17 protein-coding genes are annotated in these 25,682 nt (G+C 42.6%); 7 read left to right on the forward strand and 10 right to left on the reverse strand.

Annotated elements, in window-relative coordinates; translation table 11 throughout:
- Positions 1–191: 191 nt before the first annotated feature.
- The 4 genes from RMY63_RS15680 to RMY63_RS15695 all read right to left on the reverse strand — a co-directional run bounded on the left by RMY63_RS15680 (position 192) and on the right by RMY63_RS15695 (position 9,185).
- Positions 192–4,217, reverse strand: coding sequence for a TonB-dependent receptor (locus RMY63_RS15680; protein ID WP_322729580.1), 4,026 nt, complete (start codon positions 4,215–4,217; stop codon positions 192–194).
- A complete protein-coding gene (locus RMY63_RS15685; protein WP_322729581.1) occupies positions 4,214–5,764 on the reverse strand; it encodes a hypothetical protein in 1,551 nt (516 codons plus the stop codon). Before RMY63_RS15685 ends, RMY63_RS15680 begins: the two co-directional genes overlap by 4 nt.
- A gap of 164 nt (positions 5,765–5,928) precedes the next feature.
- Positions 5,929–6,492, reverse strand: coding sequence for a hypothetical protein (locus RMY63_RS15690; RefSeq protein WP_322729582.1), 564 nt, complete (start codon positions 6,490–6,492; stop codon positions 5,929–5,931).
- Positions 6,493–6,665: 173 nt separating this feature from the next.
- Positions 6,666–9,185, reverse strand: coding sequence for a hypothetical protein (locus tag RMY63_RS15695; RefSeq protein ID WP_322729583.1), 2,520 nt, complete (start codon positions 9,183–9,185; stop codon positions 6,666–6,668).
- Positions 9,186–10,021: 836 nt separating this feature from the next.
- On the opposite strand from RMY63_RS15695, the gene thrC (RMY63_RS15700) reads away from it, so the two are divergent.
- A complete protein-coding gene (thrC, locus tag RMY63_RS15700; protein WP_322729584.1) occupies positions 10,022–11,338 on the forward strand; it encodes a threonine synthase in 1,317 nt (438 codons plus the stop codon).
- A gap of 80 nt (positions 11,339–11,418) precedes the next feature.
- Positions 11,419–11,694: a ubiquitin-like small modifier protein 1 gene (locus RMY63_RS15705; RefSeq protein WP_094342283.1), complete on the forward strand. Its 276-nt coding sequence runs from the start codon at positions 11,419–11,421 to the stop codon at positions 11,692–11,694.
- 443 nt (positions 11,695–12,137) lie between these two features.
- Here RMY63_RS15705 and RMY63_RS15710 read toward each other — a convergent pair whose 3' ends face one another.
- Positions 12,138–13,805: an iron uptake porin gene (locus RMY63_RS15710; protein ID WP_322729608.1), complete on the reverse strand. Its 1,668-nt coding sequence runs from the start codon at positions 13,803–13,805 to the stop codon at positions 12,138–12,140.
- Positions 13,806–14,067: 262 nt separating this feature from the next.
- Between RMY63_RS15710 and RMY63_RS15715 the strand changes: the two genes are divergently transcribed.
- Positions 14,068–16,428: a hypothetical protein gene (locus tag RMY63_RS15715; RefSeq protein WP_322729585.1), complete on the forward strand. Its 2,361-nt coding sequence runs from the start codon at positions 14,068–14,070 to the stop codon at positions 16,426–16,428.
- 78 nt (positions 16,429–16,506) lie between these two features.
- Here the strand turns inward: RMY63_RS15715 and RMY63_RS15720 are convergent, their stop codons facing one another.
- Positions 16,507–16,701 (reverse strand): hypothetical protein, encoded by a 195-nt coding sequence (locus RMY63_RS15720; RefSeq protein WP_322729586.1) that lies wholly within the window; start codon positions 16,699–16,701, stop codon positions 16,507–16,509.
- Between the two features lie 1,032 nt (positions 16,702–17,733).
- Between RMY63_RS15720 and thrC (RMY63_RS15725) the strand changes: the two genes are divergently transcribed.
- Complete coding sequence (gene thrC / locus RMY63_RS15725; RefSeq protein ID WP_322729587.1) at positions 17,734–18,825, forward strand: threonine synthase; 1,092 nt, start codon at positions 17,734–17,736, stop codon at positions 18,823–18,825.
- A 124-nt stretch (positions 18,826–18,949) separates the two neighbouring features.
- Here the strand turns inward: thrC (RMY63_RS15725) and RMY63_RS15730 are convergent, their stop codons facing one another.
- Both RMY63_RS15730 and RMY63_RS15735 read right to left on the reverse strand, forming a co-directional pair.
- Positions 18,950–21,508, reverse strand: coding sequence for a calcium-binding protein (locus RMY63_RS15730; RefSeq protein ID WP_322729588.1), 2,559 nt, complete (start codon positions 21,506–21,508; stop codon positions 18,950–18,952).
- A 39-nt stretch (positions 21,509–21,547) separates the two neighbouring features.
- On the reverse strand, positions 21,548–22,033 hold the full coding sequence (locus RMY63_RS15735; RefSeq protein WP_322729589.1) for a hypothetical protein: 486 nt from the start codon (positions 22,031–22,033) through the stop codon (positions 21,548–21,550).
- A 172-nt stretch (positions 22,034–22,205) separates the two neighbouring features.
- Here RMY63_RS15735 and RMY63_RS15740 point away from each other — a divergent pair, with 172 nt between their 5' ends.
- The 3 genes from RMY63_RS15740 (at position 22,206) to RMY63_RS15750 (ending at position 24,651) form a co-directional block, all read left to right on the forward strand.
- On the forward strand, positions 22,206–23,105 hold the full coding sequence (locus RMY63_RS15740) for a YihY/virulence factor BrkB family protein (protein WP_322729590.1): 900 nt from the start codon (positions 22,206–22,208) through the stop codon (positions 23,103–23,105).
- A gap of 87 nt (positions 23,106–23,192) precedes the next feature.
- Complete coding sequence (locus RMY63_RS15745) at positions 23,193–23,699, forward strand: DUF4112 domain-containing protein (protein ID WP_322729591.1); 507 nt, start codon at positions 23,193–23,195, stop codon at positions 23,697–23,699.
- Between the two features lie 19 nt (positions 23,700–23,718).
- Positions 23,719–24,651 (forward strand): alpha/beta hydrolase, encoded by a 933-nt coding sequence (locus tag RMY63_RS15750; protein WP_322729592.1) that lies wholly within the window; start codon positions 23,719–23,721, stop codon positions 24,649–24,651.
- 169 nt (positions 24,652–24,820) lie between these two features.
- On the opposite strand, the gene RMY63_RS15755 is transcribed toward RMY63_RS15750, so the two are convergent.
- Both RMY63_RS15755 and RMY63_RS15760 read right to left on the reverse strand, forming a co-directional pair.
- Positions 24,821–25,069 (reverse strand): hypothetical protein, encoded by a 249-nt coding sequence (locus RMY63_RS15755; RefSeq protein ID WP_322729593.1) that lies wholly within the window; start codon positions 25,067–25,069, stop codon positions 24,821–24,823.
- A gap of 31 nt (positions 25,070–25,100) precedes the next feature.
- Complete coding sequence (locus RMY63_RS15760) at positions 25,101–25,505, reverse strand: DUF4365 domain-containing protein (protein ID WP_322729594.1); 405 nt, start codon at positions 25,503–25,505, stop codon at positions 25,101–25,103.
- Between the last annotated feature and the right edge of the window lie 177 nt (positions 25,506–25,682).

Consider the following 25,682-nt stretch of genomic DNA (forward strand, 5'->3'; position numbering starts at 1 on the left):
TCCAATAAAAATACATAATATGCAAGTAATAATATTGAGCTTATAAATATACACATACCAGAATAAAAATTGAAAAGTTTTTGCACTAGATTTAAAGCCGATAAAAATCGTTACGACAATAGTATTCCCATGGGGAAGGGTTAAATTCGTAAGAGATGTTCATTGCAACGTCTCTACATTAAATAACCGTTTTATATTTCACGCTTTTGCATCCCTCTCATTGCAGCCTTGAGTTTACCGACCAAAGTTTTCATCACTGATTCCTGTGGCTGGCGCGCTACAGGTTTTTGTTGTCCAAAGCCGTCAAACAATTCGTTGAGCTTAACTGTAAAGCCTAAATACGCGCCTCCTGCAGAACGTGTTCCTGAGAAATCCCGGTCATCAACTTTACCAAAGACGTAACCAGCCGAAACGCGCAGATTAGGCGTGAGGTAGTAGCCTGTTTCAAGAACAAAGCCCGTTTCACTGTAGCTAGACTGACCAATTACACGAGCTTCACCCACCAAATCCCAGCTATATCCCAAACGATAGGTAGCACGTACTTGGGCTAGATTTACTGTGCTAGTACCAGCTAAATCACTAGCTATGTAAGAGGTACTGTTACGCAATGCATACTTACCGTAGAATTCCCATTGCCAGTTAGGAGCATAGATCGCTTCTAAAGCAAAGGTATGGTCTTGGGAACCCGTACCACTTCCTAAGAGGATGGTGTCAGGAATGGTTGATGGATTTTGGCGATATTCATAACGTAATAAAGCATTAAATTTATCGCTATTGGGATCGCGGTAGGCTAAACCCAGTTTTAGGTTAGCAGTATCTCCCAATCCTGAAAGCTTTTGATTGGAAGAACCGGCTTGTTGATAACGTACCAAAGCTGTGAGAGCAGGAGAAATTTTACCCGCAGCACCTGCGGTAATTACTGTATTATTACCACCAGAAGAGGAACGATGTTCATAACGGACGCTAGCTTGAAACTGCGGATTATCACTGTATTCCAGACCCACACTGTAGCTATCGCCACCATCAAATCCGATCGCAGATGCAGCTTGACCAAAGGCGTAGGGTTGAGCATATTGTTGACCTGCCAAAGTGCGTCCGAAGAAGTTGCCAAATACGTGTTCGTAAGCAACGTTCAGCCGCAATCCAGAAGCAATAGTCCAACGGTTATTGATACCAATTGCTCCTTGGGTAGTCATTTCGTTAGCACCACCCAAAATTGAGTAACGACCAGTCAAGGTAGTATCCGAGCCGAGTTTGTGTTCGCCATTGACACTCAAGCTAGTGATGGAATTACCCGAATATTGACCGCTAGTGTAAAACTGTTGGGCCAGACTAACGCTGACACCAGGAATTACCGCCCAATTCAACCCCAAAATACTACGGTCTGGGTAAATAGCATTTTTTTGGGAAGATAAGCTGAGTTCATTTTGGGCTTGGAATGTCAGGTTTTTAGCGAGGGGAACTGAAAAACGCGATCGCAGTTGATCGGAATTACTACTTAGGGTACTGTCGGGGATGCGGTCTTCCAGTTGACGATGAATCCAATCCAGATCGATAGTGGCGCTACCGAGACGTTGTTGAATCCCAGCAGAAATCGTCGTCAGTGAATTATCAACCTTGCTACCAGGTATCGCCTCATAACGCGGTGCAAACAGTTCTTCAAAGGTGTCTAGGGGTTGGGGAGCAATCCCAAAATTGTCTTCGTGGTCGTATTGCGCTCTGACGTTGGTAGTTGAGGTGAGTTTAGCTGTAACCTGCGCTCCATAACGGGTTTGTCCTGGGACAAAGCTGATCGTGGCATTATTGGCAAAACCCGTATCAGCAAAGCGATAATAGGCACGACCTTGAATCCCATTAGCAATCTTTCCTTCAGCTTCTAAACGGTAAGCATCACCTCTGATTTTTCCCACCACATCAGAATCATTCGTGGAATGGGCATATTCTGCGATTAACTTACCATTGTCACCCAAAGCAATCAGGGCATCTGCACCATAGAGTTGAAAGTCGCGCACCCCATGATTTTCTTGAACGTAAGTTGCTCCTATCCAACTTTCGGAGTTAAGTTTGCGGGAAAGATTATATTGCAAACGACCAGCATAGATACTTCCATCAGAGTCTTCGCTGTCATATTGATAGCTAACAACAATCCGACGTACCAATACTTGTCCGGTTTGATCGATATCGGTGCGTAGGATAGGTTCGCGGAATAATAAAGTACCGCGATCGTAGTCGATTTCGTAGTCTGGGCCTCGGTTAAGTTGTTTCCGTTTTAATACAGTCCCAGGCCGATTGAGTTCTTCTAACTCGATAAACACATTTTCACTACCTGCTTGTAATAGTCTGCGAGAGAGGAAGTAATAACCACTAGTACCATCAGGAGCAATAGTATCTCGTTGAAACCCTTCTAAGTGGTCGCCATAGAAACCTGTAATTTGGAAGTTTCCTAAGTTGTAGTTAGCTTTAAAACCGTGGAGTTGACGGGTGATAGAAGTAAATTGCTGCGATCGCCGCGCAAATTCTTCTGTATTATAGTCACCCCACATAGCATAATCAGGATCGGAGCCAGGGGTACGAGCTGAACGCTCAAAACGCAAAAATACACTGTCAATGGAAGGAGCGACCACATCAACTTTCGAGCTATCGCCGTAGACAGGATAGTTTTGCTCGCCGAATTGGTAAGTTCTAAACAGGCGATTATCGCAGTTGCAATCTTCATTGAGGCTACGAGAACTGTTGTATGCACCTGTAAACAACCATTCTCCGATCGCACCAGTGGCAAATATCGCTGAATGGAAATCTAATTGCGTTCCGTTGTTTTTGTCAGGAGGGAGGAAATCACGGAAACTGCCGTAATAATTTGTACCTCTAGCACCCAAACGCAAATCTATTACCCCTGTCACTAAACTCGGACGCAGCGCCGTTTCAAATTGGAGTTGGGTGAAGGCTTCTAAATCATTTGCGATCGCGCGAATTGTCACAGTTTCTGCTTTCAGTTGCGATCGTAACATCGCTGTAAATTGCCCTGCTTTCGCCTCCACTTGAAATCCCGGTTCATCGGGTTTGAAGTCTTTCCCAACCAACTCCCCAGCAGAGGGTATCAGGGTAACAACAGCATCACGATTCGAGCGATTGCCGTTTGCATCGATCAGTTGACCCCTGATTGTAGCGGTAGAACGTCCATCTGCTGGGATACGAGACTCAACTGTTTCTAAAGTTAATTGCTGTGGCGCTCCCCGCACTGCAACTTGCACTGTTACAGGGGGTTCTGTTCCTCCAACAATTTGTGCAGAGATGGTGTTTGCACCTTCTTTTAACGAGACACCATACCATGTCTGCTTTACCAAGTTGGTCGTAGCATCAGTTTCCGTCCGTCCCACTAAAGAAGGGTCTACCAACACCCCATTTACCCGCAATTCCACTTGACTACCAGCAGGAAACTGCACAATCACCGTGCTAGCTTGTACATCTACAACACTGTCAGCCGTTGGAGTCAGGATTTTAATTGTTGTAGAGATAGGGACAGTGGGGGACACGGGAAGATTTTCATTTACCCCTTGTCCCCTTGTCCCCGCGTCTTCTACTCCTGCAATTTTAGTTACTGGTTGAAATGGTTGTATTTCCCTTGTAGAAGCATGAAACAGTGTTTCAGTATTTTTACGTTCGTCGTTCTTCTCCTCTATTTCGACTACTTTGCGTGAGTCTCTGGGCAAATCAACAGAAGTTGCAGGTTGAAATGGGTGTATATTCGTTTCACTTGGCTGGAAATCTGGAATTTCAGGAGCCGATGCTGAAGAAGTTGAAGCAAATTTGAGAGATGGAGAATCCTGCTCAGAACTTCCCAAGAGATGGGGAGAATTTGAATCTATATTTTTTTCAGCAACTTTGTTCCGATCCGCTTGATCTTTAACCTGACTTTTCACATCATTTGGAAAAACCAAAGGTAAATCTAACCTCTTCTTCCCTAATAGGGAACGGGGAGTATTCAAAGCCTTTCCCCTTTTAGGGGAGAGGTTTGGAGAGAGGTTTTCCAAATCCCTTGAAAAGTCAGGAGCTTCAACACTCTTTTCTGCTTGCGAATGGGAATCAGGAAAATGGAGTTTTTCACTAGTGATTTCTGCTTTGACAATTGTTGAGTACAAAATAAGGCAGAGAGCTACTGGAATCGCCCCGATCAATCTCAGGTTAAATGTAGTTATACAGTGCAGTCTGGGTTTCATTTCTTGACTGGCTCCTGAAATGTGGGGGTGACAGCAAAGTTCATGCGTACTAAGCCACCAGGCTCTAAATGCACCAAGCGAGATTGGCTATTTCGTTCGCGGAATTTTTCGTTATGAGCTAGGGTATAACCTGGTACACTGCTGAGGTCTAGTGCACCTGTGTGGTATCCAGGTAAGGCATTAGCTAAGGAGAACAAACCATTAGGATCTGTTGTGATCCGGTTTCCGTCCTCCAAAAAAATCACTGCATTGGGTACTCCAGGCTCACCACGCTGTTGTTCACCGTCAAAGTTTTTATCAACAAACACCCGACCGATAATCGTGCCACAGTCAGAAACGATTCCTGGACGAATTTTCAATTGGTGCGTTGCTGGGCCATCCTTAGTGCTAAAACGGTTATCAGCTCGTTGGGCATTAACGATCGCAGTGTTGCGACCATTACCACGCAATGCATCGGCTGTTAGTTGAGCAGCGTAGGCAATATTCAAGACTTTCTCTGGGGGAATTGTCACGTCTGTGCGGAATGTCACTGTATTACCATTGCGTTCTGAGGCGATCGTGACTAGTTGACCATCTAGTTCTCCCCGCACAGATTTCGGCAAGAATTGGAATCCTAAAGGTAGGTTGTCGGTGACAAATATATTATTCAAACCAGCATCAGCAAGATTTTTTACCGACAGGCGGTAGATTACCGTATCTCCAGGTTCAGCAGTAGCGCGATCGCCTGTTTTGATAATCTGCAACTGATTGGCTTGACACAAATTTGTGGTGAATTCAAAGGCTAATAAATCCAGTCCCACCGTTTCTGCATTGGGAACTAAAACAACTGTTTGCTCTAGCCTGGTTTCACCTGTAAGACTAATTGGTTGACCATCTAGAGAACTAGCAACATATCGCACGACATTATTACCTTGTGTGCCAGTACTACCAAGAATTTCAATCTTGATCCGCCGCTGTTTGTAGAGAGAATTTGGTGGTGGATTAACTACAAATATGTAAGTTCTACCTGCATCGGTTTGACCCTTATTCGGATCGAGTAGGAAATTGTAGACACCCGCAGGGTTATTTGTAACGAAGTAAGGATTACTATTCTCGGTATTTGGAGATTTACCACCAGGAACGTTGTTATTAGAAATATTTGGCAACTCTGTTCTAGTCAGAGAAACTAAGCTGCCTAATTCTGTCCCCGTTGGGTCGCTAAAGTTCGGTTCGTATACCCCAACTGAAAAACCTGTATAGTCAGGTAAAATTGTGCCAGCGCAACCTAAGATCCGTCCTAATGGATCGAGTAATGGGCTAGGACTAACATTGATTTGACTAGAATTTCCTTGATATTGATAATTACTGGCAGAATCTGTATAAGTATAAGTAGCTTGATTTCTTAATGGCACAGACGCAACCAGATTGTTAGTCTGTTGCGCGATCGCTGGCATATATATAGTAGTATGCAAAAAATTTCCCAGAAGAACAGTAGCTGTTAACCGTCGCCACCAGCTACCGCTAGAAGTAATTTGCTTTTGGTTTTGAGGACGGCTCACCGAACACATCTCCTCTGAAATGTCAAGCTTGTTGTTAATAAAAGCATCTATTTATTTAGGGAATCCAGTTAAGCCAAAACCGTTTAAAAATCTCGTTTTCAGGTTCCATGTGGAAATATTGTTGATTGCAGCTGTTTTTCGAGTCAGGAAGGCGGCGTGTCCTTGCGTCCCAATCAGCGCACTTGGGTTTGATAAGTTGCCTTGACTCTCGTCTTCGCTGCAAGTGATGGAATCTGCAAACGGATATGGGTGTAAGCAGTGGCTGGGGCTGGTTTTGTTTCCACTTTGCCGCCAGGAAGAGTAACTTTAACAGTGGGATTTTGGACAAAGCTACGCCCGCCATCAATGCTGTAAACAACTTTGGCATTGTTGGCGACATTAGTAGAATTCAGCACGTAGACCATTCCTTTGGGAATAGGTTGATTAAAAGTCAAATTACTCACTGGGCGATCGCTCTTATTTTCGCCACTCAAGGTATATCGCAATACATCTCCTGGTTGCACCACAACTTGACCTTTCAAAGGTTCCCATTTCTGGCTTTGCTTACCTTGCCCATCCCGTGCCACCACTTGCTTTTCTGCTTCTAAACGCAATTGAATTTGCCCTTGAGTTTTGACATTTTGAGCAACAGCACTTTCTGAATGCCATACATTTGCAATTCCCGGAATTTGACCAACAAATGGAACTGTAATAATCAGAGCGAATGCTCCTAAACCTGCAAGAGAAACATGCTTCATATAAATAACCTCAAAAAAATTCCAGAATGTGAATTGTTGACTTATCTTTCCCAGCTTTTGCTAAGAAAAAGTCACTCTCCTATTTGCTTGCTGTTTGGGGTTGGGGATAAGGTCAAATGGTTCGCAGACTCTTCTGTATCAGAGTCTGCAAACTTCGGAGTCCCCAATCCGAATTAGTTCACCTTGCGTTGGAAGGTAAACGTTCTTTGAATACCCGGTGCGATCGTGCCAGTGACAGTATCTATGTACTTAGCAACATCAGTGTTTGCCGTAGTTCCAGTTTGGTCGATACCAGAGTTAGTAGCTGGATTACCACTAAAGAATTGGATGGTTGCACTCCCGGAATCCTTAGCTGAACCAACAATATTGCTAGTATCAATTTGACCGCTAGCATCGTTGTCTAATGCCCAGTTATTGGGGCTTTTCGTACCATCTTCAGTAATCACAACTTTGTTAGCATTCAAAATCACATTCCCAGTTCCAGATTGAGGATCGGAAATATTTGTGTATTGAATTTGGTACTCAATAATGTTTCCTGGTGCAGGCTTTTTCGGATCGATACTGAATGTGCCATCATTCCCCTGAACTACAGGCCCAGTACCTTGTAAAACTCGCGACACTTTCAGTAGTTTCAGGAAACCAGTGTAGACGCGATCGATAGTAATGTTGGTTGAATCGGGGGTGTTATTGTTTCCACTATCCTTAATTCCATCACCATTAGTATCTGTTGTGTAGTTGTCAATCGAAGCAATGATGAGTACTGGAAAGCCTTTATTAATATCAGTGGATAACTGCGTACCTGGAGGTAAATCAACTTCTACACCATAGTTGAGAGTTGCATTAGGAGCAAAGTTGGGGATTGTAATTGCTGTACCAGTTATGCTGAAAGCTCCATTAGTGTAGGTATAAACAGCAGACTGACTATTATAGGTAATAGTCACCTTCGTACCATTTGGTAAATCTGCTGGTAGCGTTGGCTCTATCTTCAAAACACCTGAGTCAGTACCACTATTTTTAACTGTGTTGGTAAAGCCAACTGATTGTGGGTCAAGAGTACTACCAGGTGCTGTACCAGCAGGAACAAGAGAAGATTTGTTAGTGAAGTCATCGTTGGTTAAACCTGATGGCCCAGTAGCATCTGGGGCATTTTGCGGCCCGTTGAGTAAGGCTGAAGCAACAGGTGCTTGCACCGTGAAGACGTTTGCCTCACCACCTGTACCAGTACCACTGTTGTTATTACCCGTGTCAGTTCCAGTTTCTGGAGATGCTGGAGTGTTAATATAGCCATCATCAACGTTGCCAGGCGGTAGAGTATCGGGAACACCATCACTATTGCCATCAGTACCCAGAGGAGGTGTCATACTGCCTGGGGAACCGTCGTAGTTACTGGGATTTTGGTCGCCAGATTCGTCGTATACTGGGAAATTGTTGGTAGGCGTTTGACCAAACAATTGAGCGATATTAGCGACGGTTAAGGGTGAAGATGCAGTTGATTTAACAGCTAGCTGAATCGAGAAGCCATTTACCGTTGTACCAGGAGCAATGGAAGTAATAGTCGCTGGATTATTGATAAAACCAACGCGAGTGACTGAGGCCAGAGAGGGTGGTGCTGTTGTAGTCCAACTAGCTGTATTAGCATTAGTTGTAACTGAAGTAATGGTATAGACAGTTCGCCAACCAGGAGGTGCAGTTGGTGCTACTGCCAAATCTGTACCCGCAGGAATCGCATCAGAAACCAAAATATAGTTGCCAGCAACACCATCAACATTGATGCTTGTACCCGTCAAAGCTGCCGGTGTAATTCCCTGTCCTGTGGGATCGTTGGACTCAACTCGCAAACTCAAATCGTAGGTCAACTTGTCATCTGTAATCGTAGTTGTGGCAGCATTGTTATAGCCACTGCGAATCTTGAGAATGGTGGCTAAAGCGTAAGTCTTCACCGTTAAACCAACTTTAATTTGCTCGGTGGCGCTAGCTTCCCGCGTACCATTAACTGGTGCACCAGGTACTTCACCAGTAACACCAGTATCGGGGTTATCTACAGTGAATATGTCACCACCATCAGGACTCCGCAGTTGGTTTTGAGCATTACCAGGAGTATTACCAAGAGTAACGGTAATGATGTCGTTAGTTTGGGCACCAGCTTGTACAGTGACTGGGACACGTACCAAGACGGTACCACCAACTGGAACTGAGGGTGTGTCTACACCGCCTTGGGGGATGTTTGTCCAAGTTTGACCGCCATCGGTGCTATATTGCAGGCTATTAGCTGTACCACCATTTGGTAATGTGCCAGAAACTGTACCCGGCCCAGTTGTTGTCGCTTGGTTGGGAATGTGAAATTTAGTGGGGTCATTACCTACGTTGGTCAAGGTGTAGGTGTAGATTAGTAAGTCGCCAACTGCAACATTACCGCCATTGTTATCTGTGACTCCAGAAGCTGTGACGGTAATCCCAGCAACCTCTGCTACAGTAACTACGACAGTGTTAGAAGTGGCATTGATTGTTGTCCCTGGATTGTTGGGATCTTCGTAGGTTGCTGTCGCTGTATTACTGATAGATGTACCCGCAGTAGTTCCGTCAGCTAATACTGGTGCGAGAAATTGGAAAAGGCTACCAGTTAATAATGCTGTTGCTACTAGAAATTGGTAAAATTTACGCTGCTTATTTACAGATTGATTTCGATTAACCATAGAAGTAGTTTGTTTGCTGAACTTGTATCTCAGATTTTGAGACAGGATAAAGTTCGGCAATTCCCTTTCAGGAATTACCGATTATAGCTACCCAAAACTTCAACATTTCGGGAATGCCCATTTAAGGAGTTAAATTATTGACACTCCTTAAAAACTGTATTGAGACAATAACCAGAAATAACTTGTCTACTTTTTTTACGCTTACCTTTGAGAATCAAAGCTGGCAATCGCAAATATGTGTAATTTGTTACTGTATTTTTGGATGTTAGAGATATGCATATCAAGGTAGCTTTTAAAGCAAAAAAAATCTTCCGTAGAAATAAGTAACTTCTTTAGCTATGAATGAGTGCATCAAAGCTGAAAAATTAACTTTATTTTGGCAACACACATAGCAATTTTAGTGGTTAAATCAGATGCTAAAAACGCTACAAATTATATATATAAATGTTTTTGAGTATTTGCTGTCAGAAATATATATTGCTCTGTAGAGTCATTTTGATAAAAAAATTGAAAGTTAACTGAGCGATCTAGATCGCTTAAATAGGATATTAATTTCAATAAATGCAATTTTATCATAGTTAAAATGCGATTTAATCATATATTTTACCGTGTTAATGCTGAGTAAATGAAGCTATTTTGTTTTTTCCTAACATTAAATATATAAGTGTAAATACTAAAAACAGAGATTACTAGTATTAAAGGTTTACAAGAATCATTCCTCTCAATACCAAACATACCCGATAGTTTTTGTCGGGTATGTTTGACTGGTATTTTTGCTCGTGTTAGTATCAGGCGACAAGTGACAGACAAACAGGACAAACAGGGAAAGCTAGTTTATGACTCAGGCAATCAAAACCCAAACCCAAACCCAAACCCAAAGCAGCACTGCCTACTTTCAAGCCTTGAAGTGTAAGGAATGTGGTGCGGAATATGAACTCAAAGCCAGTAATGTTTGTGAGTCATGTTTTGGCCCGTTAGAAGTTAAATATGACTACAACGCCCTACGTCTGACTGTCACTCGTGAAACAATTCAAGCTGGCCCCAATTCAATTTGGCGCTACCGTCCCTTTTTGCCCGTCGCAACTGACAATGTTATAGATGTGGGAACTGGTATGACTCCCTTAGTTCGTTCCCACCGTCTTGCACGCCGCCTGGGTCTAAATAAGCTTTATATAAAAAATGATGCCGTGAATATGCCCACCCTGAGCTTTAAGGATCGGGTGGTGTCAGTCGCTCTATCCAGAGCGCGAGAGTTAGGTTTCACTACTGTTTCTTGTGCTAGCACTGGTAATTTAGCAAATTCTACAGCTGCGATCGCAGCTCATGCTGGTTTAGACTGCTGTGTGTTCATCCCCGCAGATTTAGAAGCTGGTAAGATTCTCGGTAGCTTGATCTACAGTCCCACACTGATGGCCGTCAAAGGCAACTACGATCAAGTCAATCGTCTCTGTTCTGAAGTTGCGAATACACATGGCTGGGGTTTTGTCAATATTAATCTGCGTCCTTACTACTCTGAAGGTTCCAAGACGCTAGGTTTTGAAGTTGCAGAACAATTAGGCTGGGAACTACCCGATCATGTTGTTGCTCCTTTAGCATCTGGTTCGCTCTTTACAAAAATTTATAAAGGGTTTCAAGAATTTGTCGAAGTTGGTTTAGTAGAAAATAAGAGCGTTCGTTTCAGTGGCGCTCAAGCTGAAGGTTGCTCACCCATTGCTCAAGCCTTCAAAGAAGGACGCGACTTTATTAAGCCAGTAAAACCGAATACAATTGCGAAATCGCTAGCGATCGGTAATCCAGCAGACGGTATTTATGCTGTGGAGCTAGCTCAGAAGACTGGTGGTAACATTGAATCAGTCAATGATGCCGAAATTATTGATGGTATCAAGCTGCTAGCAGAAACCGAAGGTATCTTCACAGAAACGGCTGGTGGTACAACCGTAGCTGTGCTGAAAAAACTGGTAGAAGCTGGCAAAATTGATCCAGATGAAACTACCGTGATTTACATCACTGGCAATGGTTTGAAAACCCAAGAAGCAATCCAAGGCTACGTTGGTGAACCCTTGACTATTGATGCTAAATTGGATAGTTTTGAACGTGCGCTAGAGCGATCGCGTACTCTTGATCGCTTGGAATGGCAACAAGTTCTCGTTTAATTAGGAGTTATGAGTTATGAGTTTTTTATTCATAACTCCTAACTCTTAACTGTATTCCTAACTCTTCACTTTGTACTTCTATGGCTGTAACAGTTTTAGTTCCTACGACTCTTCAGAATTTGACTAATAATCAAGCTAGTCTAGAATCCAACGGTAGCACCATTGCTGAATTGTTGGACTCCTTAGAACAAAGCTTTCCTGGTATTAAATCTCGGTTGTGCGATGAAGAAGGCAAGCTACGTCGATTTGTAAATTTTTACGTCGATAGTGAAGATATCCGCTATTTAGATGGTATTAACACGGCCTTGAAAGATGGCGATGAAGTAAGTATTGTCCCTGCTGTTGCTGGTGGTTAATCCTGAGAAAATCTACCTAGATTTAGTAAATGAATACATTTAGGCTTGCCGTGAATGGCAGGCTTATTTTTATTAATTTCAAATTTAGGTTTTTCGAAGTAACTCCTACCCAAAAAGTATTCAATTTGTATAATTTGATAAAGAAGTAAATCACAATCAGTTAGTATATCTTCAAATTTTATTGCAATAGTACATTGATTTTATTTTGGGATGTTGTTATGCACTGGATTTATATAGAGGTTTGGTGGTGAACCAAACTTTTTTATATCTATTGAAAATATGTCATTGGGCATTAAAAGAGATATTTTGATTATTTATACCAATTTTCTAAAATTTCCCAACAAATCAATCTCCGCGTCTCCCAAAATTATCAGCGCTGGCTTGCAGCACATCTTGTGGGAAGCCGCAGAAGCTTCTTATTATCTTATTATTTGAAACTAAAACTAAAAACTAAAAGTACTCCGCAGAATGCCGATAGTAACTGAGTCGCTATCTGGTGTATTACCTGGCTGTATAAGATGAATTATCCCTGGTGTAATACTGATATTATCTGTTAGTTGTAAACGATAAAATGCCTCAATTTGAGTGGTCGTACCTGGTTGTCCACCTGCACGTCCTAAACCTGTATTGATAAAATCAGGGACATTATTTCCTACAGGTAAGTCGCTACTAGTGATTTTAGGAGGTTGACCGACATAAATTCCTGCTAAATTTCCTTTCTTCAATAAATCAGGGAAATTCAGAAACACCATATAATTTGTCGTTTCTACACTTCCCGATTGCCCAGGAATATAAGATTTAGTATAACCACCCCACGCACCTGCGCTGATGCGGGGAGAAATTTGCCAAGTCAGAGTCGCACCCACGGCGTTAGTTTGTAGTGGTGCTGATTTTCCGGTAGTGGTATTAACTGTAGTTAAGCATTCATCGCCAACAAAGGTTAGTAAACAACCATCCGAAGCGTAATTGTTAACGTAATATAAACTTAAATCTAGAGTATCCGTTGGTGTCAGCAGTAATTGCACACCTGTAGTGGTGGTTCCATCAAATAAACCACTACCTTTACCGGGATTTCCTGGTTGATAACTAGTATAAATTGCCTGCAAACTAGCACGTTTCGCAAATTGCCAATCAATTGCTATACCACCGTGACCATATCCCATATTTAAAATTGGGTTTCTTTGAGCAAAATAAGATAATGGCCCTGTTGCAGCACTTTCTACCCGATTAGGGCCTCGGAAAGCAGCTGGCATACTTACGCCTTCTGTTCCTACCATTACTGCTAATTTATCTGTCACCAGCCAATGAAAATTTAGGTCACTTACAATCAAGCTATCTGTAGGAAATTCGTAGCCAAGTAAAACATCATTTCGAGAAACACTATTAGTAAATCTAGGCGAAGTTGTTCCGTTACCATCTAAAAGACCTGTAAATAAATAACTACGGGGAGTGATTTGGCTAGTTAAATACAGCTGGGCCAGGGATATAAGATTAATATTTGTCCCGGCATCATCTGTATCCTTCTGTCCATCTCTAGGATTAACATCACCACGATTGTTAGTTCGTCCTTGAATGCCGACTATCAGTAGTCCACTGAGTTTGGTTGTTGTTGAGAATTGGTTGGCTTCGATTTCAGCAGTTTTGGCTTCTAAATTATCGACGCGACCCCGCAAAGTTGCTAATTCAGGGGCAAATTCTGACTGTAATTTTTGTAATATTGCTAAATCTTCGCGAGTGACTAAATCGCTGGTGGCTGTAGTGATTAATTCGTTGATTCTATCTAAACAAGCGTTTACACCCGCAGCAAATTCATACCGAGTTAAGGCGCGATTACCGCGATAGCTGCTATCTGGATAGCCGGCTATACAACCATAGCGTTCCACCAAAGACTGCAAGGCTTGGAATGCCCAATCGTTGGGTTGTACGTCTTTAAGTTGAGATACCGATGTAACTTGGGCCATCGGTTCTTCTGGAGAGAGGGAGGGGGATGCTCCCATAATATTATCGCCCTTAACTCCTATCTCTTGAGTAGTTTCTGTATTTATGTACTCTTGTGCTAATGCTTTTTGTGTAACTCCATTTACTCCCGCAATTAGTAACCATGCGAGCATCCAGGTTTGGCGATGACTACGGCTAATAAATTTACCTTTCAATTTTTTACACTCTGCTCACATACTTAAGTGAAGAGTGTATTCGCGATCATCTAGGGTTCACATGGGGACATTTACGGATTTTGTCCCAAATTAGACTTAATGCTTCTGGGCAACTTTTGAAAGGGCGAGTATAACAGGGTAATGGGGACTGGGGACTAGGTACTGGGGACTAGGAAAGAGTTTCTCAATCCCTAATCCTCAATTCTCTAATCCCGAATCTATGGCAAATCGTTCACGCAAGCTGACGCCAAAAGCTTCTAAACCAAATCAATCTCGTGCTGGTGCGATGAAACGCGTCGCTAAAAAACCTCAGAAAAAGCTAAAACGAGGAAGTTGGTTGCCGTCAATACTAGCGATCGCAATTCTGTTAAGTAGTGCTAGTCTAATTATGGCTTTTGCTTGGATTAGTGTTCTTTTCATCTTCAATCCAGACGAGGTAAGCTGGCTAAATAAAATTTTACCTGCATGGGCACAAATCCCCCTTGGTAAACACGAACGCCCCCAAACTCTTAAACAAATTCAACTCGATTTGAGTAAAAAAAACCAAATATTTGGGGAAACTCTACCTTTACATCAGGATGTGAAAACCTCATTTTTACTACCAGTTTTTCAACAGCGTGCTAATTGTCTATCTGATTGTGAAGAACTGGTGGAACTTAGGGTTTACGAGCGCTCAGAAGAGTTAGAGTTTAAATCTCAGTCAGAAAGTTACTACTATCTAACGACTCAATTATCTATAACTGGCCCAGATGAATCCTTTGTGATTTCTTCTTTGCTTGATGGAACATCAGAACCCCAAGATATTAGTATTCCCTTACCTTTAACTGAAGTGCAACGCTTTGAAGGTAAGACACCATCATCAGGGGTTTGGTTTGATTTGCGGGGTAAACGCCAACAAGGAACTGGTTCTATCCGCTACGGTTACGTCGTATACTACAATCCAGAACGCACAAATTTACTACAAATGTTGTCTTGGACTAGTCCTAATGGACAATTGCCCAAATGGCAGCAGGTAACTGGTGATGGTACAAAAGAGTTAGTTGTCGAGCAAACAGTAGGTTTAGAACCGCACTTACAGGTTTACCAAGTCAAACCTCTGAAGTTATTTCTCAAACCAATTCAATTGGAGGCAATTACCCTCAAATCATCGACCCTCAAGGATTCTGGATACCAAAACGCCCTGTCAATTGCCCGTAGCGGATTGTGGACACCAGCTTTTGAATGGTTGAAATTCATCAAGAAACAGCGCAAAGGAGTTTTACCAGAAGCGGCGCAAGCACAAATGGATTTGATTCGCTTGCATTCCCAACTTACTAAAACCCAAGCCCAGAAAATTTGGGCCAGTCCTAGTCAAGAAGTGCTGGCAGATTTGATTGATGGTCGCTGGGAAAAAGCTTTACAGGTGTTTGAAACGTCGCCACATAATGCCCAAGAAATTGCTACTCTACTCAAAGTTGATAAAAAACGGTTGTGGAATCGCACAGCAGCGGCCTTGCAGGTGAACCCAAATAGACGAGAGGTGCAAGCTTGGTTTGCGTTGATTTTAGCAGTTCAGCAGGGAGAAGGACATGCTAATTCTTGGTTAAAGGCGCAACCAAAAATTACAAAAGAGAATCTTGACTATATTCAAGGTTTGTTGGCAAGACTCAATGGTGAGGGTACAAAATCGCAAATATTCTCTACTCACCCTAGTCAGATTGTTGGTACGGTACAACCAATTACTCAAGTTACCAACACCGAATGGCTGCAACCAAATTCCCCAGCAGATTTAAAACTTACGGATAACCAAGTTTGGTATCAGGTGGAGGTGAGTACATTTAATGACGGGAAACGCTGGCTAAATTTCCCTTTTGAGAATTTCAACCCCCCGAAAACTGACGCCGCCAAATTTTTCTGGAAAACTTTGGGAATTACTTCTGACCCAGAAATCCAGATTGTAGTCTGGTTGCCAAATGGAGAACAAAAAATTACTATAGCCGCTATCAAAGCGGTGCAACTACGGGGTAAAGTTTTACGCCTATTAGCTGCTGGCCCAAAAATTCCAGAGAATCAAAACGAGGTTCTCCAACCCAAACCTTTAGCTCTGACAAATGCAGCACTGGAATGGGTGCAACCATCTCCTATTACTCTACGAGAGCTACATCAACAAAATCCCCAAGGGGTGAAGGTAATGCTATCGAGTCTGTGGCAATCTTTGCAGCAATCTGGCGAAGTTCCGGCTGGTGCTATTCCTAGCTTTGAACAGATGCAGGAAAAATTAGGTGATTGGCCTGTTCAAGTGATTGATTTAACAAATAACGCTCAACCAGAAATAATACTGACTATCTCACCAGAAGCAATAGCATCCTTGAATCAGCCGACACCTGAAATCCAGGAAGAAAACACAAAGAAGCGTCGTGACCGGACTATAATTTTCTCTGATAGAAATAAAATCATTTACACTGATTTTACAGGAAATTACTTACAAAGACTCTCTGCGATCGCCAAGCTTTCAGGGGTGCAATCCTTAGCTTTACTGGTAGAAAATACTCCTAACTACAGTTTGAGGCGCTGGTCAGAGAAAAATCAGCGCTTTGAATAGCACACCCTGACTCAAATTTCCCTTTTACTTAAATTTAAATTAAACAGAGGAAAAGCGATCGCTATCGACAAGACTGACTTATTCTTCTTTTTGGTTGGTTTCGGCTTGACGTTGGTGCTTCAGGTTTTCCAATTGCTGCAACAAAGAGTCTACCTCTGCTTGTAAATGCATCAATTTAGCTTGCTGATCGTCTTGATAATAAGACTTGGTTAACTTACTGACCCAGGCAGTCTGGGACTCGCGATCGGAAACAGTAGATAAATAAGTAGGCATCGCTAATAAAATCCACAATTTAACTCACACCATTAGAAATATTATAATAATGCTCTTTTAAGCTTTATTACATTATTGTATATTTTCAATCAATTACTCTAATGGATTTTGGGTTCAATCATAAAAGACGGTGATTATAATGGCTCTGTTCCAAAAAAAACACTGACTCAAGTGTGTAAAGCTTCCTTCCACTGGTCGGTGCTTAGGAATAGTTAATTTATAGTCTGCCAGTTATGGTTGTACAAACAATTATCGCCGTTTTTGGCGAATTTACGCAAGAAATTATATATAGACTACATCAAGAATTACGCTAAATCATGAAAAAACGTAGTGTGAAGCACTTACACTTGGCACAGCCTGTCGTAGAAAGGTAGGTAGAAGGCTATCATCAAAAAGAGACAGCCTATTAAGTATTTTCCTGTCCCCACTGAAGTGAATAGGGAGGGAAAATACATAGATGCACTTGACTAAAATAATTCACTAAAAGCGACTTTAACCACGGTTATACCAATTCAAAATTCACGCATTCAAAATTAAGAAAGCCAGATATTACAAGGGTTTAGGCGTGTGTATCTGTCGCATTCTTTTCTCAAATTGTTATTAAATAAGAGTTTCAGAGATTTATGAGGTAAGTCTGATATGGGAATCCGGTTTGATTCCTAAATTTACTTGTATGCACAGAGAACAGGGAATAGGGAATAGGATAGATACATACTGAGTCTTGTTCAAAAGTCAAACAAGAGTCCTATAGATTTGCAGATGATTTTTCACCTCGTCAGTCTCCTCTAAGCAAATTTATTGAACCGAAGCTCGCCGTGGCGGTTTATGATAAATTAAGGTTCTAAATAAAAATAGCAAGTGAAACGCCTGCACCACACAAAATAATATTCTTAACAAGATTCTTTTGGATTAGGGAACTCTCAACAGGCAACTGGTAACGAAAAATCTACTTTCTTCCTCTTTTGCATTTTGCGCTTCCCGATCCCACCCTTTCTAAATATCCAATCCTTACATTAAGAAATTTTAAATCCCGTGACTTTGAGCCTGTCTGTTGCTACATCTCATCGCCAACCCTGGCCCGGGCTGATAGAAGCCTATCGTGAATACTTGCCTGTCAGCGAAAAAACACCGATTGTCACTCTATTGGAGGGCAACACACCTCTAATACCAGTGCCAGCGATCGCAGAACGCATTGGCAGACAAGTAAGGGTTTTTGTAAAATACGACGGTTTGAATCCCACTGGCAGCTTCAAAGATCGGGGGATGACTATGGCAATTTCCAAGGCCAAGGAAGCAGGGGCAAAAGCAGTAATTTGTGCCAGCACGGGCAATACCTCAGCCGCCGCCGCCGCTTATGCCAGACGCGGAGGCATGAATGCCTTTGTATTGATTCCTGACGGTTATGTGGCGCTGGGCAAGTTAGCTCAAGCGTTGCTGTACGGCGCAGAAGTATTGGCAATTAAAGGTAATTTTGACCAAGCCCTAGAAATTGTCCGCGAGATGGCCGAAAGCTATCCGATCACTCTGGTGAATTCAGTCAATCCCTACCGCCTAGAAGGACAAAAAACAGCAGCCTTTGAAATTGTCGATGCATTGGGTGATGCACCAGACTGGTTGTGTATTCCCGTGGGAAATGCGGGAAATATTACAGCATATTGGATGGGATTTTGTCAATATCATCAAGCCAGAAAGTGCGATCGCTTACCCCGGATGATGGGATTCCAAGCCACAGGAGCAGCCCCCTTAGTCCACGGTCAGCCAGTAGCGCATCCCGAAACCCTAGCGACAGCAATTCGCATTGGCAACCCTGCAAGTTGGGAATTAGCGATCGCAGCCCAAACCGCCAGTCAGGGAAATTTCCACGCCGTTACCGATACAGAAATTCTCGATGCTTATCGACTTTTGGCAGCATCAGAAGGTATCTTCTGCGAACCTGCTAGCGCCGCTTCTGTCGCTGGATTGTTACAGGTGAAAGACCAAATTCCTACAGGGGCGACAGTGGTTTGTGTACTCACAGGCAATGGACTAAAAGACCCAGATACAGCCATTAAGCACAATCACAGTCAATTTCAACAAGGGATTGCAGCAGAACTCAAAGCAGTAGCCGAAGCAATGGGATTTTAGGTGTCACCAAACTTCTGATGATACGTGCGCTGAAAGTAATTACTAATTCCTAAATCGAATGCGAGGTGCTATTTTTAACACCTCGCAGCCTATACCTAGAGTTGTGTCTGACCGCTAATTATAATTAGACAACCACAAAGTTGTTTTTGGTGAGTGACACCCCACCAGATAGTTGTGCAAATTGTACCTGAGTAAAGCCACCCGCACTGCCATCTTGGTCAAAGTACAGCGCACCTGTAGTGTTGTCATAGATAAATCGTTGAGCGATCGTCGTTGCAGATGTTCCAAGTGTAAACTGACTAGCCAAAAGCGAACCTATTGATAAATTGCCACCAAAACCAACAGTTGATACCTTAATAACTTCCTTGGTGGCGTCGAAGTCATAAATACTATCAACACCTTGATTATAACTATTGAAAACAAAGGTATCAGTACCATTGCCTCCATAAAGGGTATCATTACCGTTTCCACCCGTGAGGGTGTCATTACCATTGCCACCATCAAGGGTGTTATTCCCTGCGGCGCCTGTGGCAGAGAGTAAATCATTGCCATTGCCCCCAAAGATTAGGTTATCGCCTTGTGAGTAGCTAATATTTAAGGTATCGTTACCAGCACCACCATTGAGGGTGTTATTGCCGGACGCGCTATAGTAGCTTCCTGCGTAGGAATAGCCAGAGGCACTTAGAGAATCATTACCATCGCCACCATCAAGTAGGTTATCGCCTGTTGAATAGTTAATATTCAAGGTATCGTTACCAGTACCACCGTTGAGGGTGTTATTGCCAGAGGCAGCATAACCTCCATAGACGTAATCCAATGAGCCAGAGGCACTTAGAGAATCATTGCCATCGCCACCATTGAGCAAATTATTGCCGAATGAATAGTCAACATTCAAGGTATCTTTACCAGTACCACCGTTGAGGGTATTATCGCCATAGGTGCGATAGGGAAACGGGGTTTCAAAGTCATAAGCGGCATAAGCATAGAGATAATCATCGCCATCGTCACCATTAAGTAGGTTATCCCCTTTTGAAAAGCTAGCATTCAAGGTATCGCTACCAGCGCCACCGTTGAGAGTGTTATTGCCAGTCCCATAGCCATAGAAGTAGTATCCTACGAAATAGCTGTAGTCATATGAGCCAGAGGTGGAGAGAGAATCATTGCCATCACCCCCAAAAAGCAGATTATTGCCTGTTGAATCAGAATTATCCAATACAAGATCATCACCAGCACCACCAATGAGAGTATCGCTGCCAGCATCACCCCTCAAAAGGTCGTTGCCACTCTTGCCGTCGATGCGATCATTACCTCTCTGACCATTAATCACATCATCTGACTTGTCAAAGCCGTTGACATTGTTGTTCAGGTCATTCAGGAAGGTGACTGTGTTCTTATTGAAGATAGTGCTTTGGGTGGAGTTGGCATCAAAGACATCAAAGCTATCTTGAATGCTAGTTTGCCCATCAAACAGAATATTACCGACCTGGGCTAAATTATTTAGATTTTCCAGGGCTAAGTTTTCCAGGACTACTTTGGAACCAAATGTCCCTTCAAAGAAGATTTCTGAGTTGTTACCATTTTGAGTTAATCGCAGATTTCTCGCAGTTAATCGAGAGTCTCCTGTAAATTGTAAGGTATCGAAGGAGGCGAGCGCCGCTGCTGATGGGTTTGAGCCTTTACCAATGCCGGTGAAATCGGTGATGGTAATGGTACCAAAATCCGAATTTGCTACGTAAACAAACTTATCCTTGCCGCTGCCACCACTCAAGGTATCATTGTTGTCAAAGCTGGAGGCAAACAGAGTATCATTGCCATCGCCTCCAGAGAGCAGGTTATTGCCTCTTAAATAGGGAGCATATAAGTAATCGTCACCAGCGCCACCGTTGAGGGTGTTATTGCCTAAGAAATCGATGTAACTATAGGGGTTGCCAGAGGCACTAATAGTATCATTGCCATCGCCTCCAAAGAGCAAGTTAGCGCCTTTTGAAAGATCGACATTTAAGTAATCGTCACCAGTGCCACCGTTAAGTGTGTTATTACCATCACCACCACGCAGCAGGTCGTTGCCACTCTTACCGTCGATGTAGTCATCACCCCCCTGACCATTAATCACATCATCTGAGTTGTCAAAGCCACTGACATTATTGTTCAGGTCATTAAGGAAGGTGACTGTGTTTTTATTGAAGATAGTGCTTTGGGTGGAGTTGGCATTAAAGACATCAAAGCTATCCTGAATGTTAGTTTGCCCATCAAACAGAATATTGCCTAAGTCTACACTGGCTCCAGTAGATTTACGGAGGTTGTTTAGGTTTTCCAAGGTAAAGTTTTGTAGGATGACTTTGGTATTAGCGACTTCTTCAAAGCCAATCTCTAAATTACTACCGTTCTGGGTAAGCAGGAGATTTCGGGCAGTTAAGCCTGCACCTTGGAATATTAGGGTATCCACTTCGGCAATGACTGTTGATGTCGGGTTTTTTCCTATACCCACACCACCGAAATCGGCGATCGCATCTGTGCCGTCGCCTAAGTTGTAGACAAATTTATCTTGACCACCACCACCAGTTAAGGTGTCGTTATCTTGATTACCTGTGATGCGATCGCCCCCTGTTAGACCGTTAATTGTGTCTGCCAAGTCGCTGCCTACTAGGGTATCATTACCATTAGTGCCAACAATATTTGCCATAACTTTTACTTACCTGAATCGATTTGCTTTTCTTAGAAGTTAAGAATTCTCCCCCTTTGCTACTGTTCCCTTTTGGGCTTCTTTTAATGCTCGCTCTTGTGTCAAGCTATCAATAGCATCACCTAAGGCAGTAGTCAGGCTATTGCGGGTTTGGGCATGGTTGTCCTGCTCAGTTTTCAAAGCTTGCAAGAGGCGATCGCGTTCTTTAATCGCGGCGATAAGTTTAGCTTGCAAGTCTTCCACAGATTTTAGCTGTTCTATTTCTTGTTGAATCGCTACTGGTGTCCCAGCAGCCAGTGTGTCTACTTCAAAACCTTGGAGGTTATGCAGCTCTGCCTTGAGGGAGGCGATCGTCTGTTGGGAAAGTTGGGTATCTGTACGGCGTTGTTCTGCTTCTGTGTTGTAAAGCTGACGCCATTTTTGGGCACTTTCCCAAGCCGTATCGCGATCGTGTTGCAGTTCTGCCATCTGCTCTTTGATTACCTGGATTTCTGTCAACCACTGTTGTGTTAAATCTTGATTCATAGATTAATAGTCATTAGTCAATAATCAGTAGAGACGCGATTAATCGCGTCTGTACAATGGTCATTAGTTAGAAACTGTTCACTCGGTATTCTTGCGGTAGAAAGATAGATGCGATCGCTACACAAAATTTAGCACAGTAGTTAATAAACCCAACCAGTTTTAACTCTAAATTATGTCAAAGCCTCGTTTTTTTCGCTTCTTTCGCCACCTCAACTGGCGCACGATTAAAAAAACTTTTTCCAGAACAATCGAAAGGCGACTTTTGGGGCTTGCCTCGGAAATTGCCTTCAATGCCATGCTATCGCTGTTTCCAGCAATTCTGGCTCTGATCACAGCCATTGGCTTATTGGCAGAATCTTTGCAAGCCACCTTTAACAAACTGGCGAATCAACTGAGTCAAGTCCTACCTGAACAAGCACTGGATCTGATTCGTGATTTTGCTACCACAGAAATTACTAACTCCAAAAACAGCAGTTTGTTTTCTCTGAGCTTTGTATTAGCAATTTGGACTGCTTCTGGGGCAGTGAGTACCGCTATGACAGCCCTCGACCAAATCCATCAAATTCCTCCAGAAAACATCCGCCCCTTTTGGAAAGCCAAGCTCGTCTCTCTGGGATTAACAGTCGGTACTATGTTGCTTTTAGTATTGGCTTCTTTCTTAGTGTTTACCAGCGATTGGCTATTGGGAATGGTAGTGCGCGAAAATAGTTCTTTAATTTTTTTGTTGCATCTTTGGCAGCTATTACGCTGGCCTTTAGCTTTAAGTATTGTTGCTGTCGCCTTTGGCTTTGTCTATCGCTATGGCCCAAGCCAGTGGAACTCAGGCACGCCAATGATGCCTGGAGCAATTTTAGCAGCTGTTTTTTGGGCAATGTTGTCCGCCCTATTTCGGCTGTATGTGGCGAATTTTGGCAATTATAATAAAGTATATGGTGCTGTAGGAGCTGTGATAGTTTTAATGCTCTGGCTGTCAATGAGCGCTGCTGTTCTGTTAATCGGCGATCAGTTGAACGTGACTGTCGGCGAAGATATGCGCTTAAAAGCCCAGCCGCAATCGCAAGAAAAATATTAATTCGTAAATCCTTGAGAAAATGATTGCAAAAGCTCAGTAGGGGAGTAAAATATCTAACGATTCAATACAAAATTAGCGATCGCCTCTATGCCTGATTCTCCTCCTCAATATTCGATGATTGAACCTGATGCCAAAGCACCCACCTTAAAGCGCCTGCGTCAGTTAAGTCGGCTGCTGGACAATGTTATTACCATTCCTGGCACCAAGATTGGTTTTGGTCTAGATCCAATTTTAGGACTCATACCGATTGGTGGTGATTTTTTGGGAATAATGTTTTCTAGCTACATCATTCTAGAAGCAGCACGGCTAGGCGTATCTAGAGCCACTCTAGGTAAAATGGTTTTAAACGTAATCATTGATGGCTTGGTAGGTGCTGTCCCCGTTTTGGGAGACTTTTTTGATTTTGCCTGGAGAGCTAACACTAATAATATCAAGCTCTTGGAAGAATATTTAAAGTTTCCCAGCGAGCAAAAAAGTGCAGACCGATGGTTTATCTTTGCCGTTTTGGCTGGATTATTACTAATCTCCATTGTCTTAGTAGCATTGCCTGTGATCCTAATTAGAATCTTGTGGAACGCCTTTACAGGCGGTTAAATTGTTTATTGATAAAAGAATGAAAGATTGGTGGCAAGCTACTTTTCCTAAAGGGCGGCAAAGTCTAATTATTAGTGATGCTAAAGGTTATCCTATACAAATTGCTTATGGCGAAAGAGGTAGAGGTAAACCGCTAATTTTGTTACATGGTATGGGGAGTTGGAGCTACAATTGGCGTCACAGCGTAGCACCATTATCTAAATATTATCGAGTAATTTGTTTTGATGCCAAAGGTTTTGGTTTTTCCGAAAAACCATTGTCTCGTAAAGAACACAACGGTCATCAAGTTATTGAGTTTCAAAGAATTATTCAGGCATTATGTGATGAACCCGCAGTGATTGTGGCCGAATCTCTAGGGGGATTAGTTGCCCTTGCTCTTGCTCAAGAAAATCCGCAGTTAATCGGACGGCTTATAGTAGTAAACGTACCTGTTTTTGCCGAACAGCTACCCCATTGGTCAATGTGGTTGCTTGCCCAAACGCCCTTAGAAGTAATGCAAACAATTGACTCCTTACGTCTGACATATTTGTTTGCACCTCTATTTAGAGAAGTTATGGCAATAGAAAGACGTGGGGTATTATTCGATCCTTCAATTTTGACACAGGAAGATATCTATTGGATAACTTACCCGTTTACTGAATTGCCTGGTACGATCGCAAAAGTTGCAGAAGAGTTACAAATAGCCGCGCGAGAAATTGAGAATTGGCAAGCAAATAAGCCAAATATGCTCACTAAAATTCAAAATAACCTGAGTGCAATTAAGTGTCCTACACTAGTTTTGTGGGGTGAGCAAGATAGTTGGTTTCCTGCTAGTCATGGTAAAAAATTACATCAATATATACCCAATTCCAAATTACAGATTTTATCTAACTGTTGTCATGATGCCTCAACTGGGGCTTCTGAGGTGTTGAATAAAACGATTCTTAAATTTTTACAAGATACTAATTTCTAAAGAAGAATTCAGAATTCAGTAATCTTTGAATAGGGGTTTTAAATCCGGTGATTCAGACGTTCTCTATGTTCGTGCAGCGTGTCGCAGACAGACGATGCGCGTAGCTTCCTTCTGTGCAGGAGTGCTACTGTTGCACTATATACTAGTTGCACAAAATTCATTCTGACTCCTAAATCTTAGTGGTGCAGATACGAATACTTAAGTTAAAACAACAGCCTAAATACAGCATTTGATTAATTTGTAGCGAATTAAATTTGGCAATACCTTGCAATGCCAATGCATCCCAATACAATGTTAATGCGTCCCTCTGCAATGCCAATGCATCCCGATACAATGTTAATGCGTGCCCCTGCAATGCCATTGCATCCCGATACAATGTTAATTCATCCCCCTGCAATGCCAATGCATTCCCCTGCATTAAAAACGCTACGCTTTTACGCAAAACTATACTAAGCCAACAAACGATTACGTTGATTTACCAGATTCAAAGCCGTAAATGGTTCACCGTCAAATTCAATTTGCCTTTTTCGTTTGCCGTGCTTTGCTAGATAGTCAGATACATTCATCCAACGGATTTGTTGATCCGAAGTACGGATGACAAGCATCACCGGATAATTTTGGCTGTCGGGATACCAGTATTTAGCGTGGCGTGGTTTAGAGAAAATCTCTTTACCGTCTCTTTTGCGCTTATATAGATACGAGTCTCCAGACTTAAGGTGCAGATAAACTCGCTTGCCACTGGCTTCTCCTTGGTCGTTTTTGAACTCGATCTCACCATCAATCCCCCAGTCAAAGTTTGAGATTTGGCGAAATATTTGTCCTGCCTCCCCAGCAATCGCATAAGCATGTCCCATCAAAATCAGTTCTCTGCTTTGGTTATCAATAACAGCTTGGGATTTAGCTTCTAGTTTACGGACTTGCTCTTGGAACTCTGGTGAGGCAAATTTTTCCTCAATTAAGTCCCAAAGGGGAACTCGCTTCTCACAATAGACGCAGGGAATGTCTTTTCTGCCTTCTTCTAAGCGTCTCTG

Origin of the sequence: Nostoc sp. ChiQUE01b (assembly GCF_034531255.1) — a bacterium.
Taxonomy (GTDB): domain Bacteria; phylum Cyanobacteriota; class Cyanobacteriia; order Cyanobacteriales; family Nostocaceae; genus Nostoc.

Coding starts and splice junctions, on each gene's coding strand:
- RMY63_RS15715 (WP_322729585.1), top strand. CDS start 14,068: ATGGCAAATCGTTCACGCAAGCTGACGCCAAAAGCTTCTAAACCAAAT.
- RMY63_RS15755 (WP_322729593.1), bottom strand. CDS start 25,069: ATGCAGGGGAATGCATTGGCATTGCAGGGGGATGAATTAACATTGTAT.
- RMY63_RS15750 (WP_322729592.1), top strand. CDS start 23,719: ATGAAAGATTGGTGGCAAGCTACTTTTCCTAAAGGGCGGCAAAGTCTA.
- RMY63_RS15760 (WP_322729594.1), bottom strand. CDS start 25,505: ATGGGACATGCTTATGCGATTGCTGGGGAGGCAGGACAAATATTTCGC.
- RMY63_RS15690 (WP_322729582.1), bottom strand. CDS start 6,492: ATGAAGCATGTTTCTCTTGCAGGTTTAGGAGCATTCGCTCTGATTATT.
- RMY63_RS15680 (WP_322729580.1), bottom strand. CDS start 4,217: ATGAAACCCAGACTGCACTGTATAACTACATTTAACCTGAGATTGATC.
- RMY63_RS15710 (WP_322729608.1), bottom strand. CDS start 13,805: ATGCTCGCATGGTTACTAATTGCGGGAGTAAATGGAGTTACACAAAAA.
- RMY63_RS15695 (WP_322729583.1), bottom strand. CDS start 9,185: ATGGTTAATCGAAATCAATCTGTAAATAAGCAGCGTAAATTTTACCAA.
- RMY63_RS15685 (WP_322729581.1), bottom strand. CDS start 5,764: ATGTGTTCGGTGAGCCGTCCTCAAAACCAAAAGCAAATTACTTCTAGC.
- thrC (WP_322729584.1), top strand. CDS start 10,022: ATGACTCAGGCAATCAAAACCCAAACCCAAACCCAAACCCAAAGCAGC.
- RMY63_RS15705 (WP_094342283.1), top strand. CDS start 11,419: ATGGCTGTAACAGTTTTAGTTCCTACGACTCTTCAGAATTTGACTAAT.
- RMY63_RS15735 (WP_322729589.1), bottom strand. CDS start 22,033: ATGAATCAAGATTTAACACAACAGTGGTTGACAGAAATCCAGGTAATC.
- RMY63_RS15730 (WP_322729588.1), bottom strand. CDS start 21,508: ATGGCAAATATTGTTGGCACTAATGGTAATGATACCCTAGTAGGCAGC.
- RMY63_RS15720 (WP_322729586.1), bottom strand. CDS start 16,701: ATGCCTACTTATTTATCTACTGTTTCCGATCGCGAGTCCCAGACTGCC.
- RMY63_RS15745 (WP_322729591.1), top strand. CDS start 23,193: ATGCCTGATTCTCCTCCTCAATATTCGATGATTGAACCTGATGCCAAA.
- RMY63_RS15740 (WP_322729590.1), top strand. CDS start 22,206: ATGTCAAAGCCTCGTTTTTTTCGCTTCTTTCGCCACCTCAACTGGCGC.